This window comes from Plantactinospora solaniradicis (genome assembly GCF_042658085.1).
GTDB classification, from domain to species: Bacteria; Actinomycetota; Actinomycetes; order Mycobacteriales; family Micromonosporaceae; genus Plantactinospora; species Plantactinospora solaniradicis.
Genome location: NZ_JBHSPR010000101.1, coordinates 1 through 16,027, shown reverse-complemented (window position 1 = coordinate 16,027; position 16,027 = coordinate 1). Strand labels below are relative to the sequence as shown.

16 protein-coding genes are annotated in these 16,027 nt (G+C 70.5%); 4 read left to right on the top strand and 12 right to left on the bottom strand.

Annotation, left to right across the window (positions count from 1 at the left end; translation table 11 throughout):
* Nucleotides 1–13: 13 nt before the first annotated feature.
* The 4 genes from ACFP2T_RS46895 to ACFP2T_RS46880 are packed head-to-tail and all read right to left on the bottom strand — an operon-like array spanning nucleotide 14 to nucleotide 2,358.
* Entirely contained in the window at nucleotides 14–496 is a 483-nt protein-coding gene (locus ACFP2T_RS46895) for a GNAT family N-acetyltransferase (RefSeq protein WP_377434279.1), read from the bottom strand.
* Nucleotides 496–825: an ArsR/SmtB family transcription factor gene (locus ACFP2T_RS46890; protein WP_377434276.1), complete on the bottom strand. Its 330-nt coding sequence runs from the start codon at nucleotides 823–825 to the stop codon at nucleotides 496–498. The genes ACFP2T_RS46895 and ACFP2T_RS46890 overlap by 1 nt, the downstream gene beginning before the upstream one ends.
* A 19-nt stretch (nucleotides 826–844) precedes the next feature.
* Entirely contained in the window at nucleotides 845–2,119 is a 1,275-nt protein-coding gene (locus ACFP2T_RS46885; protein WP_377434273.1) for a M28 family peptidase, read from the bottom strand.
* Nucleotides 2,116–2,358 (bottom strand): hypothetical protein, encoded by a 243-nt coding sequence (locus tag ACFP2T_RS46880; protein ID WP_377434272.1) that lies wholly within the window; start codon nucleotides 2,356–2,358, stop codon nucleotides 2,116–2,118. Before ACFP2T_RS46880 ends, ACFP2T_RS46885 begins: the two co-directional genes overlap by 4 nt.
* 148 nt (nucleotides 2,359–2,506) lie before the next feature.
* On the opposite strand from ACFP2T_RS46880, the gene ACFP2T_RS46875 reads away from it, so the two are divergent.
* From ACFP2T_RS46875 to ACFP2T_RS46865, 3 genes are all read left to right on the top strand, one after another.
* A complete protein-coding gene (locus tag ACFP2T_RS46875; RefSeq protein WP_377434269.1) occupies nucleotides 2,507–2,884 on the top strand; it encodes an ArsR/SmtB family transcription factor in 378 nt (125 codons plus the stop codon).
* Nucleotides 2,881–3,990, top strand: a complete 1,110-nt coding sequence (gene arsB / locus ACFP2T_RS46870; protein ID WP_377434267.1) for an ACR3 family arsenite efflux transporter — start codon at nucleotides 2,881–2,883, stop codon at nucleotides 3,988–3,990. The genes ACFP2T_RS46875 and arsB overlap by 4 nt, the downstream gene beginning before the upstream one ends.
* 221 nt (nucleotides 3,991–4,211) lie before the next feature.
* Complete coding sequence (locus tag ACFP2T_RS46865) at nucleotides 4,212–4,628, top strand: arsenate reductase ArsC (RefSeq protein ID WP_377434346.1); 417 nt, start codon at nucleotides 4,212–4,214, stop codon at nucleotides 4,626–4,628.
* 61 nt (nucleotides 4,629–4,689) lie between these two features.
* Here the strand turns inward: ACFP2T_RS46865 and ACFP2T_RS46860 are convergent, their stop codons facing one another.
* A complete protein-coding gene (locus ACFP2T_RS46860; protein WP_377434264.1) occupies nucleotides 4,690–6,102 on the bottom strand; it encodes an alkaline phosphatase PhoX in 1,413 nt (470 codons plus the stop codon).
* A gap of 174 nt (nucleotides 6,103–6,276) precedes the next feature.
* Nucleotides 6,277–7,713: a M20 metallopeptidase family protein gene (locus tag ACFP2T_RS46855; RefSeq protein WP_377434261.1), complete on the bottom strand. Its 1,437-nt coding sequence runs from the start codon at nucleotides 7,711–7,713 to the stop codon at nucleotides 6,277–6,279.
* A gap of 121 nt (nucleotides 7,714–7,834) precedes the next feature.
* Here ACFP2T_RS46855 and ACFP2T_RS46850 point away from each other — a divergent pair, with 121 nt between their 5' ends.
* Nucleotides 7,835–9,625, top strand: coding sequence for a bifunctional metallophosphatase/5'-nucleotidase (locus tag ACFP2T_RS46850; RefSeq protein WP_377434259.1), 1,791 nt, complete (start codon nucleotides 7,835–7,837; stop codon nucleotides 9,623–9,625).
* 52 nt (nucleotides 9,626–9,677) lie between these two features.
* Here the strand turns inward: ACFP2T_RS46850 and ACFP2T_RS46845 are convergent, their stop codons facing one another.
* The 6 genes from ACFP2T_RS46845 to ACFP2T_RS46820 form a co-directional block, all read right to left on the bottom strand.
* Nucleotides 9,678–10,070, bottom strand: coding sequence for an AtzH-like domain-containing protein (locus ACFP2T_RS46845; protein WP_377434257.1), 393 nt, complete (start codon nucleotides 10,068–10,070; stop codon nucleotides 9,678–9,680).
* Nucleotides 10,060–11,769, bottom strand: a complete 1,710-nt coding sequence (locus ACFP2T_RS46840) for a regulator (protein WP_377434254.1) — start codon at nucleotides 11,767–11,769, stop codon at nucleotides 10,060–10,062. Before ACFP2T_RS46840 ends, ACFP2T_RS46845 begins: the two co-directional genes overlap by 11 nt.
* Nucleotides 11,770–11,787: 18 nt before the next feature.
* Entirely contained in the window at nucleotides 11,788–12,525 is a 738-nt protein-coding gene (locus tag ACFP2T_RS46835; protein WP_377434251.1) for a cysteine hydrolase family protein, read from the bottom strand.
* Between the two features lie 43 nt (nucleotides 12,526–12,568).
* Nucleotides 12,569–13,261 (bottom strand): biuret amidohydrolase, encoded by a 693-nt coding sequence (gene biuH / locus ACFP2T_RS46830; protein ID WP_377434249.1) that lies wholly within the window; start codon nucleotides 13,259–13,261, stop codon nucleotides 12,569–12,571.
* A 29-nt stretch (nucleotides 13,262–13,290) separates the two neighbouring features.
* A complete protein-coding gene (atzF, locus tag ACFP2T_RS46825; protein ID WP_377434247.1) occupies nucleotides 13,291–15,138 on the bottom strand; it encodes an allophanate hydrolase in 1,848 nt (615 codons plus the stop codon).
* A gap of 76 nt (nucleotides 15,139–15,214) precedes the next feature.
* The coding region (locus ACFP2T_RS46820) for a GntR family transcriptional regulator (RefSeq protein ID WP_377434244.1) at nucleotides 15,215–16,027 on the bottom strand (813 nt) is incomplete at its 5' end.

Sequence of the window (16,027 nt, the reverse complement as noted above, 5' to 3'; positions counted from 1 at the left end):
GAGGGCTGGTGGGTCAGGTGATGGTGGGGCTGCGGCGTTCGATCAGGACGACGTCGCGCCACTTGTCGTAGTGCCGGCCGATCCGCTCGCGGGTGCCGATGACCCGGAAGCCGGCCCGCTGATGCAGCGTCAAACTGGCCGCGTTCTCCGGGAAGACACCGGACTGGATCGTCCAGATCCCGGCGGCCTCGGCCCCGGCGATCAGCGCGTCGAGCAGTGCCGCGCCGACCCCTTGACCTTGCGCGGTGGGGTGGACGTAGACGGAGTGTTCGACCACCCCGGCGTAGACGGCTCGGCTGGACACCGCCGAGACGGCCACCCAGCCGAGGATGGTGCCGTCGACGGCGACCAGACGGTGGTCGGCCAGCTTGCCGGCGTCGAACGCCGCCCAGGTCGGTGCCACGGTCTCGAAGCTGGCGTCGCCGCCGTCCAGGCCGGCCTGGTAGATGGCCAGCACCATCTCGGCGTCGCCGGGCTCCATCGAGCGGATCCGCATCAGCAGCCCTCGATCGGCGTCGGAGCCGGCTTCCCCATCACCACGTCGGCGGCGGAGGGAAAGCAGTTGATGCAGGCATCGTTGATCCGGTAGTGGCGCGCGGTGCCGACCTGCTCGACGAGGACGAACCGGACGTCGGCGAGGATCTTGAGGTGCTGCGACACGGTCGACTGGGCGAGCCCGACCGCCGTCACGATCTCGCCGACGCTCATCGGCCGGCCCTGTCGGGCCAGGTACTCCACGATCTGCACGCGACTCGGGTCGGCGAGGGCCCGGAACCAGGACGCGTACTGCTCCGCGACCGACCGGTGCAGCAACTCCGCCACCACGAACCACCTTCATCGCCTTCTATCGCCCATCGGCGATGGACGATAGAAGTGTAGCCGGTGTGGCCGAGGCGAACCACACCGTCGCGATGACGAGCCGGGTGACCGCCGCCAGGGTGGCGGGCTCGACGCGGTCGGGTGTGTCGGCCGGGCTGTGGTAGCCGGCCATGCCGGCGCCGATACCGAGTGCCGCGAAGCCCGCAGCGGCGTAGCGGCGGTTGTCCGAGGCGACCGGACCGGCGGCCAGGGGTACGCCGGTGTACCTACCGGCCCGGTCGAGGACGGCGAGCAGGCCGTGCGCGGGGCCGCCCGCCTCCACAGCGGCCGCCTGCCGGAGGTGCCCGGCCCCGTCGACGTTGACCACGAACGGGTCGGCGCCGCTCTCGGCCAGGCGGGTGGCATGGTGGGCGGCACCGAGCGCGCCAACCTCCTCGCCGTCGAGCAGGGCCACCGACAGACCGGCACCCTCGGGCAGGGCGGTGGCGAGGAGGCGAGCGGCTTCGAGGACGACCGCGACACCGCTGGCGTTGTCGGCGGCGGCGGGTTGTCGTACGCCGGGATGGTCACCGACGCCGTCGAAGTGCGCGGTCAACAGCAGGTCCCGGTGCCCGGCCGCCGCCGGCCGGAGCCGACCGTGCAGATTCGTGGCGGTGACGTCGACGCGGCGGATCGGGGCGTCGGCCGCCAACCAGGCGTCGCCGGCCCGTGCCGCCCCGCCGACGGCGTCGTGGATCGCGGTGGAGAGAGTCAGCACCGGCACGGGGCCGGGGTTCGTACCGGCCAGCATCGTGAACTGCCAGCCGTCCGCATCGACGTGACGCGACAGCAGCAGCCCGGCCGCCCCGTCGGCGTGGCCGTACCCGTCGGACAGGCTCATTCCGGCCGGCACCACGAGCCAGCGACCGCCGGGATCACTCTCACCCGCGATGCCCAAGAGGCCGCGTCGCCGCGAGGGAAGATCGGCAGAGGCGAGATGTGGTGCGACGTCCCGGCCGAACGACAGGTCGGCCGCAGTGCTCCGGTCGCCCCACTGCGCGGTCGGCACGGCGTAGATGTCCGGCACCGCCCGTACCGCAAACGGGTCGGTCGCCACGGCCGCGCCGATGTCGGTCAGCCGGGTGGCGAGCCAGGTCCGGGCGGCGGCGTTGCCCGGCGTGCCGACCCGGCGTCCGGTGAAGGCGTCGCCGGCCAGCGCGGCGACCGTCGCGGTCAGCCGGTCGACCGACACCGCGCCCAGCGCCGGGTCCAGGTCGGCGGCAGTCACCGGCCGGACCGTCGAGCCGGGTCGGGCGGTCATCCGCAGCACCCCGTACCGGACCCGACGGCCTCGGCCCCGGCGGCCGGCGCGCAGCAGGAATTCGCCTCGGCGGGCTCCGCCGGAGTGCCGCAGCAGGTGCGCCCCGTGCTGTCGGCGGGGTCGGGCAGGGCGATGTTCGTCGTCTGGGCGGGGTTGCCGCAGCAGCCGGCGGAACCAGCCACGGTCAGCGCCGCGATCGGATCCCCGGCGAAACCGCCGCGGCTCTCGTTTCCGGTCATGACGTAACTCCTCTGGTGTCAACGGAACAGGATCAACGGGGACGGCGACGGGAAGGCGGAGCATGGCTCCCTCCTCACGTCAGCGCTGTCTCGACGTTCTTCGAATCAGAGAGTTGCACGCTGATTCGAGATCTGTCAACCTAGACGTATGTCAAAGCAGACGCCGGCACTCAAGTTCACCGACCTCAACGCCGGAGTGCCCTGCTGCGCACCGATCAGCGAGCAGCGGATACCGGCCGAGACGGCGGCCGTCCTCGCCCCCGCCTTCAAGGCGCTCGGTGATCCCGTACGGCTGCAACTGATGTCGATGATCGCCTCGGCACCGGCCGGAGAGATCTGCGTCTGCGATCTCACCCCGGCGTTCGACCTGTCCGGGCCGACGATCTCCCACCACCTCAAGACCCTGCGTGAGGCCGGACTCGTCGACGCCGAACGCCGTGGCACCTGGGTGTACTACCGGGCACGGCGGGGGATCATGCGACAGCTCGCGAGCCTTCTCGAAGTCGACGTCCCGGCGAGCGCGTGACCAGCCGGTATCCCGACACCCTCGAGGCCGCCGACGCGGCACCCACAGTCGTCGGCCGGCTGTCCCGCCTCGACCGGTTCCTGCCGCTCTGGATCGGTCTGGCGATGGTCGCCGGGCTGCTGCTCGGCCGTGTCATCCCCGGGCTGAACACCGCCCTGGAAGCGGTCAAGGTGGGCGGGATCTCCCTGCCGATCGCCGTCGGCCTGCTGGTCATGATGTACCCGGTGCTGGCCAAGGTCCGCTACGACCGACTCGACACCGTCACCGGCGACCGCCGCCTGCTGATCTCCTCGCTGGTGCTGAACTGGCTGATCGGACCGGCGGTCATGTTCGCCCTGGCCTGGATCTTCCTGGCCGACCACGCCGAGTACCGCACCGGCCTGATCATCGTCGGACTCGCCCGCTGCATCGCCATGGTGATCATCTGGAACGACCTCGCCTGCGGCGACCGCGAGGCCGCCGCCGTCCTGGTCGCCCTCAACTCCGTCTTCCAGGTCATCGCGTTCGGTGTGCTCGGCTGGTTCTACCTGTCGGTACTGCCGCACTGGCTGGGTCTGTCGGGTGCGGAGCTGGCAGTCTCCGGGTGGGACATCGCCCGCAACGTGCTGATCTTCCTCGGCATCCCGCTGCTCGCCGGATTCCTCACCCGACGGTTCGGCGAACGGGCGAAGGGCCGCACCTGGTACGAGGGACAGTTCCTGCCGAGGATCGGCCCGGTCGCCCTGTACGGGCTGCTGTTCACCATCGTCATCCTGTTCGCCCTGCAGGGCGACGCCATCACCAGCCAACCGTGGGACGTGGTGCTCATCGCGATCCCACTGCTGGCCTATTTCGCGATCATGTGGGCCGGCTCCTACGTCCTCGGCCGCTCGATCGGACTGTCCTACGAGCGGACCACGACCCTGGCCTTCACCGCCGCCGGCAACAACTTCGAACTCGCGATCGCCGTGGCGATCGGCACCTTCGGCGTGACCAGCGGACAGGCCCTCGCCGGCGTCGTCGGACCGCTGATCGAGGTACCCGTCCTCGTCGCACTGGTATACGTCAGCCTCGCGCTGCGCCGACGACTGCTTCCGACCGCAACCGCCTCGCGGAACCCGTCATGAATCCAACGACGGATCCGGGCGGTCCTCGCTACGGACCGTTCGACCGCCACGTGAACGAGCCCTACCGCCCACGGTTCCGCACCGCCCGGCTCGACCAGCAGCTACCCGAGATGCCCCAACGCCTCGCCGCGAGCCGGGACGCCGCCCCGCCCGAGCGAACCGCGATCATCGACGCGCCTGCGGGACGCCGCCCGCACCGCCCGACCCCGAAGGAACCGTTCATGTCCGACAAGCCCAGCGTCCTGTTCGTCTGCGTCCACAATGCCGGCCGCTCCCAGATGGCCGCCGGCTGGCTCCGCCACCTCGCCGGGGACACCGTCGAGGTCCGCTCCGCCGGCTCCGCACCCGCGAACCAGGTCAACCCCGCCGCCGTCGAGGCGATGCGCGAGGTCGGCATCGACATCACCGACCAGACCCCGAAGCTGCTGGAATGGGAGACCGCCGAGTCCTCCGACGTGATCGTCACCATGGGCTGCGGCGACGCCTGCCCGGTCTTTCCGGGCAAGCGGTACGAGGACTGGCAACTCGACGACCCCGCCGGCAAGGACGTTGACGCGGTCCGCCCGATCCGCGACGAGATCCGCGCCCGGATCGAGAAGCTCGCCGGGGAGCTGGCAGCAGGTCGGACGGCGGGCTGAGCCGTCGGCAGCGGCGCGGCCGCTCGGATGCCCGGTCGCCGCTCGGATGCCCGGTCGCCGCTCAGGTGTACCTGCGCCATGGGCCCCAGACAGCGAACGACATCGCCGGCTGGTTGGGCGGATCCTCGCCCATGATGTTGAGGAACAGGATGTTCCCGTCCGGGCTGAACGTCGGGCCGGTCACGTCGTTCTTTCCGTCGACCGCGTTTCCGATCGGAAAGATCTCGCCCTTGGGCGTGATGCCGCGCAACAGTGTCGTACCGGGGCCGTCCTCGCAGACGACCAGCGTGCCGTCGTGCGAGGCGGTGAGCACGTCGGGGTAGCTCAGCACGTCGATGCCCGGGGACTCGTACAGCAGTTCCAGGGTGCCGGACTCTCCGTGCCGCCGGTGGTCCGGGTGGTAGGCCCAGATCTGGCCGCATCCCGCCGCGCCACCCGCGGTGGAGACGAACACCGCGCTGGGGCCACCGGTGTTGCCCCGCGCCTGCCAGGTGCAGCCCTCCAGACCGGTGAAGACGGCAGCGCCCTTCGCCGCGCCCTGGCGGAACACGCCCTGGGCCGCGTCGTCGTACGTGACACCGGCCGGCGGGTCCGGGTTCTCGATCGTCACCCAGTCCGCCTCGAACCGCGTACCGGGCTGCACGCCGCCGCGCAGGTCGATCCCGGGCTTGTGCTTCACCCGCAGCGCCTGGAGCACACCACCCCTGGCGAGATGTCCCCGATAGTGTGGCCGGAACCGGTAGAACCCGGCGACGTCGTTGTCCTCCGTCAGGTATACGTCGCTGGTGGCCGGGTCGACGGCGACGGCCTCGTGGTTGAACCGCCCCATGCCGACCAGCGGTACGGGATCGACGGGTCCGTTCGCGGTGACGGGCACCTCGAAGACGTAACCGTGCCGCCGCTCGAAGCCGTTCTGGAAGTCGTCGTTCTCCTCGTTCACGGCGAACGGCCGGTTGTCCTCGACCGTCTCCTCGCACGACAGCCAGGTGCCCCACGGGGTGGGTCCGCCGCTGCAGTTGCAGTGTGTGCCGTTCAGGCTGACGAACTCGCGTACCACGTCGACCGAGCCGTCCCGGTCGCGCTTCAGCTCGACGGTGGTGGTGCCGCCCCCGGCCCGCCGGTCGTACGCCTTGTGCGGGCCCGCCATCGGCCGGGCCTCGGTGGACGGGGCGTCGACCTCGTGGTTGCGGATCAGGCGCAGCCGCCCGTTGGGCAGCTCGAAGGCCGCGGATCCGTCGTGCGCGGTCGGGCAGATGTTGCCGTCGCTCATACTTTCGCCCGCCACACCGAAGCTGCGGTAGCCGAAGCCCGGCGGCAGTTCGAGCCGGGCCACGCCGTCGCGGGCGTCAGCGACCGGGCGGAGCGGTCCGAGCAGTTCGACCGGCTTCAGGACGCCCTTACGGCTCTGCGCGACGGCGGCCGGCGCCGACGTGGGGTTGAATACGCTCAGCGCGGCGGCAGCACCGCCGGCCATGACGAACGATCGACGGTTCAGTCTTGACGGTTCGGGCACGGACGCTCTCCGATCTTGCCGGGTGGTACCCCCGGAAAGCTTCCATGCGCTGGTGGCGGGGCGATGAACCGTGGACACAGAATCAGCCAACTTGGTGGACCCCGGGGGTCGACCGCCGACGTGCGGGTCGGCGCCCTAACGGAGCCGGCGAACCGCCAACTCGGCGAGGAGCGCGGCGCCGTCGGCGAGCACGCCGTCGTCGTACGTTGCCCGGGGCGAGTGGTTTCCCGGCGCCGTCTCCGGGTCGTCGGTGGTGCACGCACCGAGGAACAGGTACGCCCCGGGCACCCGGCCCAGTACCCGGGAGAAGTCCTCCGAGCCGGTCACCGGGTTACGCAGGTCGGCGAACCGCTCCTCCCCGAACACCTCCCGGACGGTCGTGGCGGCGAACTCGTGCTCGACGGGATCGTTGACCGTCACCGGGTACTCCGCCTCGTACCGCGCCTCGGCCCGCAGGCCGTGCGCCGCCGCGATCTGCTCGCAGAGCCGTACCGCGTGCTCCCCGATCTGTTCGCTGACCGATCCGTCGAAGGTCCGTACGGTCGCCTCGAAGTACGCCTCGTCCGGAATGACGTTGCGGCGGGTGCCGGCGTGGAAGGTCCCGACCGTCAGCACCACCGGCTCGAACGCGTCGAACCGACGGGTGACCATCGTCTGGAGCGCGGTCACCATCTCGCAGGCGGCCGGCACCGGATCCAGGGTCGTGTGCGGCCGGGAACCGTGCCCACCCGCGCCGACGACCTTGACGAACAGGCCGGCTGAGCCCGCCATCAGCGGCCCTGGCCGGGACGAGAACACGCCCCGGCCGAGAATCGAGGAGAACACGTGCAGCCCGTACGCGGCCTCGACCGGTCGACCGGCGGCGGTGAGTACGCCCTCGGAGATCATGTGGGCGGCGCCGTCGTAGCCCTCTTCGCCGGGTTGGAACATGAAGACCACGTCACCGGCGAGTTCGTTCCGGCGGGCGGCGAGCAGCCGGGCGGCGCCGACCAGCCCGGCGGTGTGCAGGTCGTGGCCGCAGGCGTGCATGAGGTCCGGATGCCGCGAGGCGAAGTCGACGCCGGTGTCCTCGACGATCGGCAGCGCGTCCATGTCGCCCCGGAGGAGCACCACCGGTCCCGGCTTGCCGCCGCGTAGTACCGCGGTCACCGAGGAGAGGGCCTTACCGGTGCTGATTTCCAGTGGCAGGGGTTCGAGGGCGGCGAGCACCCGTTCCTGGGTACGCGGAAGTTCGAGTCCCATCTCCGGGATCTGGTGCAACTCCCGACGGAGCGCGACCAACTCGTCCCGGATCTCCGCCGCATCTTCCCGCAGACTCATCGGTCCCCCGCCGTCGTCGTGCCCCTGCCTGCCGTGTCCTCGGACCGGTCGCCGCAGCGCGGTCCCCTGGCAGGTACCCAGGATCCTACGGAGCGGGGTCGGATGATCAAGTGCCGCGACCAGCTCCGCCGCAGCGAAGGTGACGAAGGGCACCCCCGGCGGACCTGGGACGACGACTCGGGTCGACGACCGGCGGCGGACGCAGACGTCCCGGGCGTCCCGGCCCGGGGTGGCGGGCCGGCGTCCGGCCATCGGACATCGGATGGCCGGACGGTGTCGATCGGCAGCTCCGCTGGCGTGGCCCGCGACGGGTCGTTATGGTGCCGTCGGCACGCCTACCAGGCGCATGCTCCCCGTCTAGGAAAGGCACGGCATGACCCCCCTCACCGGCCCTTCGCGGCGGCAGGTGCTCGCCGGTGCCGCAGCGGTCGCCGCGGCACCGCTCGTCGGCGCCGCACCGGCGCAGGCACACCGGCCGACCAAGCCGAAGACCTACGACCTCACCGTGTTGGGCACGTCGGACACCCACGGCAATGTCTACAACTGGGACTACTACCGCGACGCCGAGTACGACGACAGCGCCCACAACGACGTCGGGGTGGCGAAACTGGCCAGCCTGGTGAAGCAGATCCGCACCGAGCGGCGGGGCAGGGCCACGCTGGTCCTCGACGCCGGTGACACGATCCAGGGGACCTCGCTCGCCACCTACTACGCGAAGCAGGAGCCGATCACCTCCACAGGTGAAACGCACCCGATGGCGCGGGCGATGAACATCCTCGACTACGACGCGGTGACGCTCGGGAACCACGAGTTCAACTACGGGCTTCCGCTGCTGGACAAGTGGATCCGGCAGCTCGGCTTCCCGGCGCTGGCCGCCAACGCGGTCAACGAGCGCACCGGCAAGCCGGCCTTCACGCCGTACCTCATCAAGAAGGTCTCGCTCGGGCACGGCGCGCCGACGCTGCGGGTCGGCATCCTGGGTCTGACCAACCCGGGTACGGCGATCTGGGACCGTGGCCACGTCGAGGGCAAGCTGCGTTTCGAGGACATGGTGTCGACCGCCGCGAAGTGGGTCCCGGTGATGCGGCAGCGCGGCGCCGACATCGTGCTGATCTCCGCGCACGGCGGCGACAGCGGTACGTCCAGCTACGGGCCGGAACTGCCGAACGAGAACCCGTGCGCGCTGATCGCCGAGCAGGTGCCCGGGATCGACGCCATCCTCTTCGGACACGCCCACGCCGAGGTGGTGGAGCGGTTCGTCGTGAACGTCCGGACCGGCGAGCGGGTCCTGATGTCGGAGCCGTCGAAGTGGGGCCAGCGGCTGACCCGGATGGACTTCACCCTCGAACGCGACCGTGGCCGCTGGCAGATCACCGCCAAGCGGGCCACGATGCTGAACAGCAACACCGTCCCCGAGGACCCGAAGGTGCTCGCGGCGGTACGCGGCCAGCACACCAAGACGGTCGCGTACGTCAACCAGGTGGTCGCCACGTCGGCGGTCGAGTTGTCTGCGGCGGAGTCCCGGTACAAGGACACCCCGATCCTGGACTACATCAACAAGGTGCAGACCGACACCGTCACCGCCGCCCTGGCCGGCACCCAGTACGCCAGCCTGCCGGTGCTGTCGATCGCGGCGCCGTTCAGCCGGACCGCGGTATTCCCGGCCGGCGACGTACGGATCAAGGACGTGGCGGGGCTCTACATCTACGACAACACCCTCGAGGCGGTGGTGGTCAGCGGTGCCGAGGTACGGGCCTACCTCGAGCACTCGGCGAAGTACTTCCGCACCTTCGGGCCGGGTGCGCCGGTCGACCCGGCGGAGATCAACGACCCGACCGTGCCGGACTACAACTACGACACCATCTCCGGGGTCGACTACGACATCGACATCAGCCGTCCGGTGGGTCAGCGGATCACCAGTCTGACCCATCCGGGCAGCGGGACCCCGGTCGCCGACGGCGACCAGTTCGTGATCGCGGTGAACAACTACCGGCGCAGCGGCGGCGGCAACTTCCCCGGGATCGTGAAGACCCAGATCTACAACGAGCAGCAGGAGATCCGCCAGCTTCTCATCGACTGGGCCCAGGCCAAGGGGAGCATCGACCCGGCCGACTTCTTCCAGCCGAACTGGCGACTGGTCCGCGAGGGCGTCCCCGTCTTCTAAGGCGTTAGGAAGGGCCCCTTCTTCTACAAAAAACGCGAAGAAGGGGCCCTTCCTAACGGTCTGCCGGCACCCCAGCCGGCTCGGAAACGTGGGCGCTGACGATGCGCCAGCCGACCGGCAGGCGTACCCAGGTCTGGGTCTGGCGGCCGGTGGTGCCGCCGCCGGGATAGTCGAAGAAGGTGTTCACCACCGCCGTGTCGGCACCGAAGGTGCTGATCACGGTGCCGTGCAGGCGGCGGCCCGGTGGCAGCGGCGGCTGCGCCGCACGCCACCGCCGCTGCTCTGCTATCCCGACCTGATGGTCGGCGACGCCGAACCGGACCGTCCGGGCCGACGCCCAGAAGTAGCCGATGATGGCGTCCACGTCGCCGGCCGTCAGCGCCGCCTCGTAGCCGGCGAACTCGGCCGCTACCTCGGCGACCACCTCCGGCCGGTCAACGTCCACGGGTCGTGGCCTCCGACCCGGCCGTGGCCTCCGACCCGGCCGTGCCCTCCGACCCGGGTGGTGCCGATGGCTCCGGTTCGCCCGTTCGGTGCACCGGCGGCGCCGGGGTGGGAGCCGCTGCTGCTGGCCCGCCGTGCTGGCGGTCCAGTTCCCGTTCCTCCGGGTCCGGCTCACGCGGTGGGATCTTGGCCAGTGCGAACAGGCCGCAGACCACCGCCACGAACAGGTACCCCAACGCCACCTGACCGTTGGCGTTCCATTCGATCCGTTCGCCGTGGATGAGCCCGATGAAGGAGAGCACCGAGCCGACGGCCGCGAAGATCGCCGCCCGGGTGAACCGCTTGTCGATGATGAACACCACCACCGCGCCGAGCACCAGGCCAGCCAGGATCGCGCCCTGACCGAGTACCAGCAGTCCGTCGTAGACGACGCCGGCACCGGCCAGCGTCGGATCGCCCACCTCGGCGGCGGTGGTACCGGCCGCGGCGAGCACGTTGTCCATCTGCCCGGTCGCCCAGGCTGCGATGTTGGGAATCAGCGCCGCCACCACCGCGGCGGCATGCACCCTGGGGGTCGCCTGGAACGCCTGCGCCCCGATCAGCAGACCGATGTAGAGCAGGATCGGCACGATCGCGGCGGTCGGGAAGATCGTGGCGAGCAGGCCGAACATGCCGAGGAAGCAGAGCACCGCGATGACGACGCCGGTCGCCATCGAGTAGCCACTGCGGCCACCCGCGGCCTTCCAGCCCGGGTGCCCGACGTAGACGGCAGGCGGGAACGGCGAGCCGAGCGCCGAACCGATGACCGCGCCGGCCCCGTCCGCGAGCAGCACGCTGCGCAGGTTGTAGTTGTCCCCCGCCGTTGCCGCGCTCTCCACGTTGGTCATGCCCTCGGTGAAGTTGTAGACGCCCAGCGGAATGGCGGTGGCGAGCAACGGCGCCATCTCGGAGAGCCCGTCGAACAGCAGCCCGAGTTGCAACGACGGCAGCCCGAGTGCGATGTCACCGGCCGCCGCCGAGACGTCGGGCACCGACATCGCGCCACCGATCCAGCCGATCGCCGTACCGAGCAGCAGGGCGGCCAGCCCGATCGGAATGTTGCCCGGCAGTCGTACGTCGGTGAGCAACCCGATGAGCAGCAATGCCAGTACCGGCAGGGCGATCCAGGCCATCCGCCACATCTGACCAGCCGGGTTCATCGAGATGAACGTGATGGAGATTCCGGCCAGGGTGCCGAGCAGTGCCGCCCGAGGGGCGTACCGGCGGATGTACGGGCCGACGAACGCGCCGATCAGCACGATGACGCCGATGATGAACGCCCAGGCCACCCCGGCCTGCCAGGCCTGCCTCGCGTCCTGGGTACGCAGGTAGATCGGCAACATGATCACGAAGATCACGATGAACATGTGCGGCACGCTGGGCCCGTACGGCAGCGCGGTGACGTCGGTCCGGTTCTCCCGGCGGGCCAGCCGACGGGCGAGCACCGTGTAGTAGATGTTGCCGGCGACCAGGGCGATGCCCAGGGCCGGCAGGATGGTGCCGAAGACGTCGCCGGAGGAGAGCTTGACGACGCCCAGGCAGAGAGCGGTCAGCGTCAGCACGTTGACCAGGACGTTGACCCCGAAACCGAAGAAGGCGTTGGTGTCGCCACGCACCCAGAGTGGGAGATTCGCGGCGGTGCGCTCGGTCGTCTTCACCATGGCTGGCACCCTTTGCGATCAGGAGGGTTGCAACACGGACGTGGCCGGTGCCGCCGGAGCGGCGGGCTCGGATGGGGCGGTCGGCGACCAGGCGATCGTCAGCTCGGCGATCAGCGCGGTCGAGTCGGCGACCCAGCCGAAGATCCCGCCCTGCGCGGAGATCATGTCGAGACCGACCCGCTGGAACTCGGGAAAGTACGATCCGACGCAGTCGGCGAGCACCAGACACTCGTACCCGCGGTCGTTCGCCTCCCGGACCGTCGTGTGCACGCACACCTCGGTCGTCACACCGCTGATCAGCAGGCTCGTTATCCCACGGTCGACGAGCATCGCGTCGAGGCCGGTGGCGTAGAAGGCACCCTTGCCCGGCTTGTCGATGACCGGCTCACCGTCGGTCGGCGCGAGTTCGTCGACGATGTCGTGGCCGTACTCGCCCCGGATCAGGATCCGGCCGTTCGGTCCGGGATCCCCGATCCGGGCACTCGGCGCTCCGCGGTCACGCTTGGCCGGTGGGCAGTCGGAGAGATCCGGCAGGTGCCCCTCCCGGGTGTGGATTACCGGAAGCCCGGTCTCCCGGGCCGCGGCAAGCAGCGCCGTGAGCGGCGCGATGGTTCGGCGCAACTGGGCGACGTCGTTGCCCAGGCTCTCCCCGAACCCGCCGGGTTCGAGAAAGTCGCGCTGCATGTCGATGACCAGCAGCGCGGTCGTGGACAGCTCGAAGGTGTACGGATCGGGACGCGCGTCGACGGTAGGCATGGGGATCCTCAAGGGGGTCAGGGGTCCGCCGTGACAACGGCGGTCAGTCGTCGGTGATCGCGACGAGAACGTCGTCGGAGCTGGCGACGCAGCCGAACACCCCGCCCTGCATCGTCACCATGTGCAGGGCGGCGGCATGGTTGTCCGGGTCGGTCGCGCCGGTACAGTCGGAGAGGATCAGGCACTCGTAGCCCCGATCGTTCGCCTCCCGCATCGTGGTGTGCACGCAGACGTCGGTGGTGATGCCGGTGAGAATCAGGTGGGTGATGCCCCGGGTACGCAGCACCAGATCCAGGTTGGTGGCGTAGAAGGCGCCCTTGCCGGGCTTGTCGACCACGACCTCGCCGGCCGCCGGGGCGACCTCGGGCACGATCTCCCAGCCGGGCTCGCCCCGGACCAGGATCCGACCACACGGGCCGGCCGCGCCGATCTCGGCGCCGATCCGGGCCGACCGCCAGCGTTTGTTGGCCGGCAGGTCGGAAAGTTCGGGATCGTGGCCCTCCCGGGTGTGTACGACCAGCATGCCGATCTCCCGGGCCCGGTCGAGCAGCCGGGCGGTGGCCGGCAGGCCGGCGCGGGTGAGGCCGATGTCGTAACCCATGCTGTCGACGTAGCCACCTGGGCCGCAGAAGTCGGTCTGCCAGTCGATACAGAGCAGTGCGGTGCGTTCGGCGGGTGCCGAGCCGTCGTACGGCCAGAGGTAGGGGTCGGCTTTGACGGGGCCGATGCGGGGCATGGGGGGCGGCTCCCTTCGACGGGGCTGGGTCAACCGGTACGCGCGGCCTGCCGGTAGGCGCGCCACCCACCGGCGGCGGTGATGTCCTCCACCTCGTCATCGGCCGCGTACGCCTCGCCGAGGAAGCCGAGCACCTCCCGACCGTCGTGCAGGCGCAGCCAGCCGAGCGACAGCGGTGCCGGCACTCCGGCGAGCAGCCCACCGATCGCGTTGACCGGTAGGCGCCACAGTTCGATCTCGATGGCCGCGCCGTCCGACGTACCGACCCGGACCAGGCTCGGCAGGCCGACGCCGTCGTCGGAGGGCAGCCGGTAGAGGCGGTAGAGCGGTGCGGTCAGACCGATCCCGGCGAGGACCGCGCCGCGGTCGATCAGTTCCGGGTTGCGGGATTCGCCGGTCAGGTGCCGGCCGACCACCGCGAGCAGCACGCGGTCGTCGTCGGAGGCGTCGGATGCTTTGGAGACGGTGGGATCGGATACCGTCGGCTCCGCCGCCGTGGGCCCGGACACGGTCGGCCCGGACGGTGAGGGCTCGGCGGCCAGCGCGGCGGCGAGCCGGATCAGGGTGGTGTCGCTGAACGCCGGCCCGACCAGGGTCAGGCTGGCTGGCCGGCCCGCTTCGGTGAACCCGTTGGGCACGGTCACCGCGGCCAGGTCGAGCAGGTTGGCGAACTGGGTGTAGCGGCCGAGCATGGTGTTACGGCCGATCGGATCCTCGTCGATCTCCTCGATCGTGAAGGTGGTGCCAACCGTCGGCACCACCAGTACGTCGATCCGCTGCCACAGTCGGTCCGTCCACGCGCGTAGCTCCTGAAGGCGGTGCCGGGCCCGGAAGACCTGGGCGCCGTCGTAGCGGCGTCCACTCTCCAGCACCTTCCGGGTCACCGGAAGTACGGCATCCGGCCGGCTCCGCAGGAAGTCGTCGAGGTCGGCAAGGCGCTCGGCCACCCACGGCCCCTGGTACAGCAGGTCACCGGCCTCGAACAGCGGACGGAGTCCGACTGGCTCGGTCTCGCCCACCAGTACGGCGACCCGGTCCTGTCCGGCGGCGAACCGGTCGCGCTGGCCCAGGTCGCCGAAGAAGTCCAGGTCCTCGGCCCGGGGCAGGCCGAGCCGGAGTGTCGCGGGTGGGCGCGCGGCACTCCGATCCGCCGGTAGCGGCCGTGCCCAGGGATCGTCCGGGTCGACGCCGTGCGCGACGCGGAAGACCGTGGCGGCGTCGTCCGGAGTGTGGGTGAAGATCGAGACGCAGTCCAGCGATCGGCAGGCCGGTACGACACCGGCCACGCTCAGCAGTCCCCTGGTCGGCTTCATGCCGACGATTCCGTTGCAGGCCGCCGGCACCCGCCCGGACCCGGCGGTGTCCGTACCCAGCGCGAAGGACACCAGGCCGGCGGCCACCACGACGGCCGAGCCGGAACTCGACCCGCCGGCGATCAGGCCGCCGCCGAAGACACTCTCACAGCGTCCGTACGGTGAGCGGGTGCCGGTGAGCCCCGTGGCGAACTGGTCGAGGTTGGTCTTACCGACCAGCATCGCCCCGGCGTCGAGCAGTCGGGTCACCACGGTGGCGGTCCGGTCCGGCCGGTACGCGAATTCCGGGCAGCCGGCGGTGGTCGGCAGTCCGGCCAGGTCGATGTTGTCCTTCACCGCGAACGGCACTCCGTAGAGCGGGAGGACGGCCAGCTCGTCCCGGCGTTCGTGCAGCTCGACCGCGCGGGCCCGTAGCTGTGCGGCCGGAACGGTGCTGATCCAGATCGGGTTCCCGGTCGGATCCCCGATCGCGGCGAGCACCCGATCGGCGATTTCCACCGTGGTCAGCTCTCCGGCGGAGTATGCGGACCGGAGGACCGCTGCGGTGCCGATCGGTTCTGGCATACAAACGATTGTCGACCGTTCTGTTTCGACAGACAGTCAGTCAGGTAACGACGATGTGTCACAGCCGGCAGCATCCTCAGCTAAGATAGGACCGCCCGCCGTGTGCCGCCAGCTCGGCGAGCACCGTCTGCGGATCCCCGTCCGTCACTGCCGCGAACAGGCGCTCATGCCGGTGTACGCCGTCGCCGGCCGTCGCCGCCTCTGCTTCCCGGTGCAGGTTGAGCGCCATGTAGAGCTGAAGCTTCAACAGGATGGAGCCGTAGACGGCAGAGAGTTGCCGGTTGCCGGCGAGAGCCACCAGTTCCATGTGGAAGGCGCGGTGGGCTTCCGCCACGGTCAGCCGGTCGCCGGACCGGGTCGCCTCCCGCATCTGGTCGAGCGCCGCCCGGAGCCCGTCCAGGTCGGTTCCCGAGCGCACCGGCAGGGCCGTCTCGACGGCGTACCGTTCCAGCACGTCGCGCACCGCGTACAGCTCCAGCATGTCCCGGTCGGACAGGGTGGCCACCCGGACTCCGCGCCGTGGAACGTGCTCGACCAGGCCCTGCTGGGCGAGCAGCCGCAGCGCCTCCCGCAGTGGAGCCCTGCTGATGCCCAGTCGCCGGGTCAGCTGTTCCTCGACCAGCCGCTCCCCCGGGTCGGTCTTGCCGCTCAGGATCTCGCGGCTGAGCCGGAGCACGGCCAACTCGACGAGGCTCGCGCTCTCCAGCCCACCGTCCGTCGCCGGTTCCGCGCCGTCGCGGTACGACATCGACCCGCGCTGCGTCGGCAGACCACGAGCGGCATCATCGCTGAACCTGACAGTCCGCTCGGTTGGCTCGGTCACGCCGAAGAGTCTGCCACCCGCCTCGGCCGGCACGGTCGCGGGCGGGCCGCAGACGCCGCTGGCCGG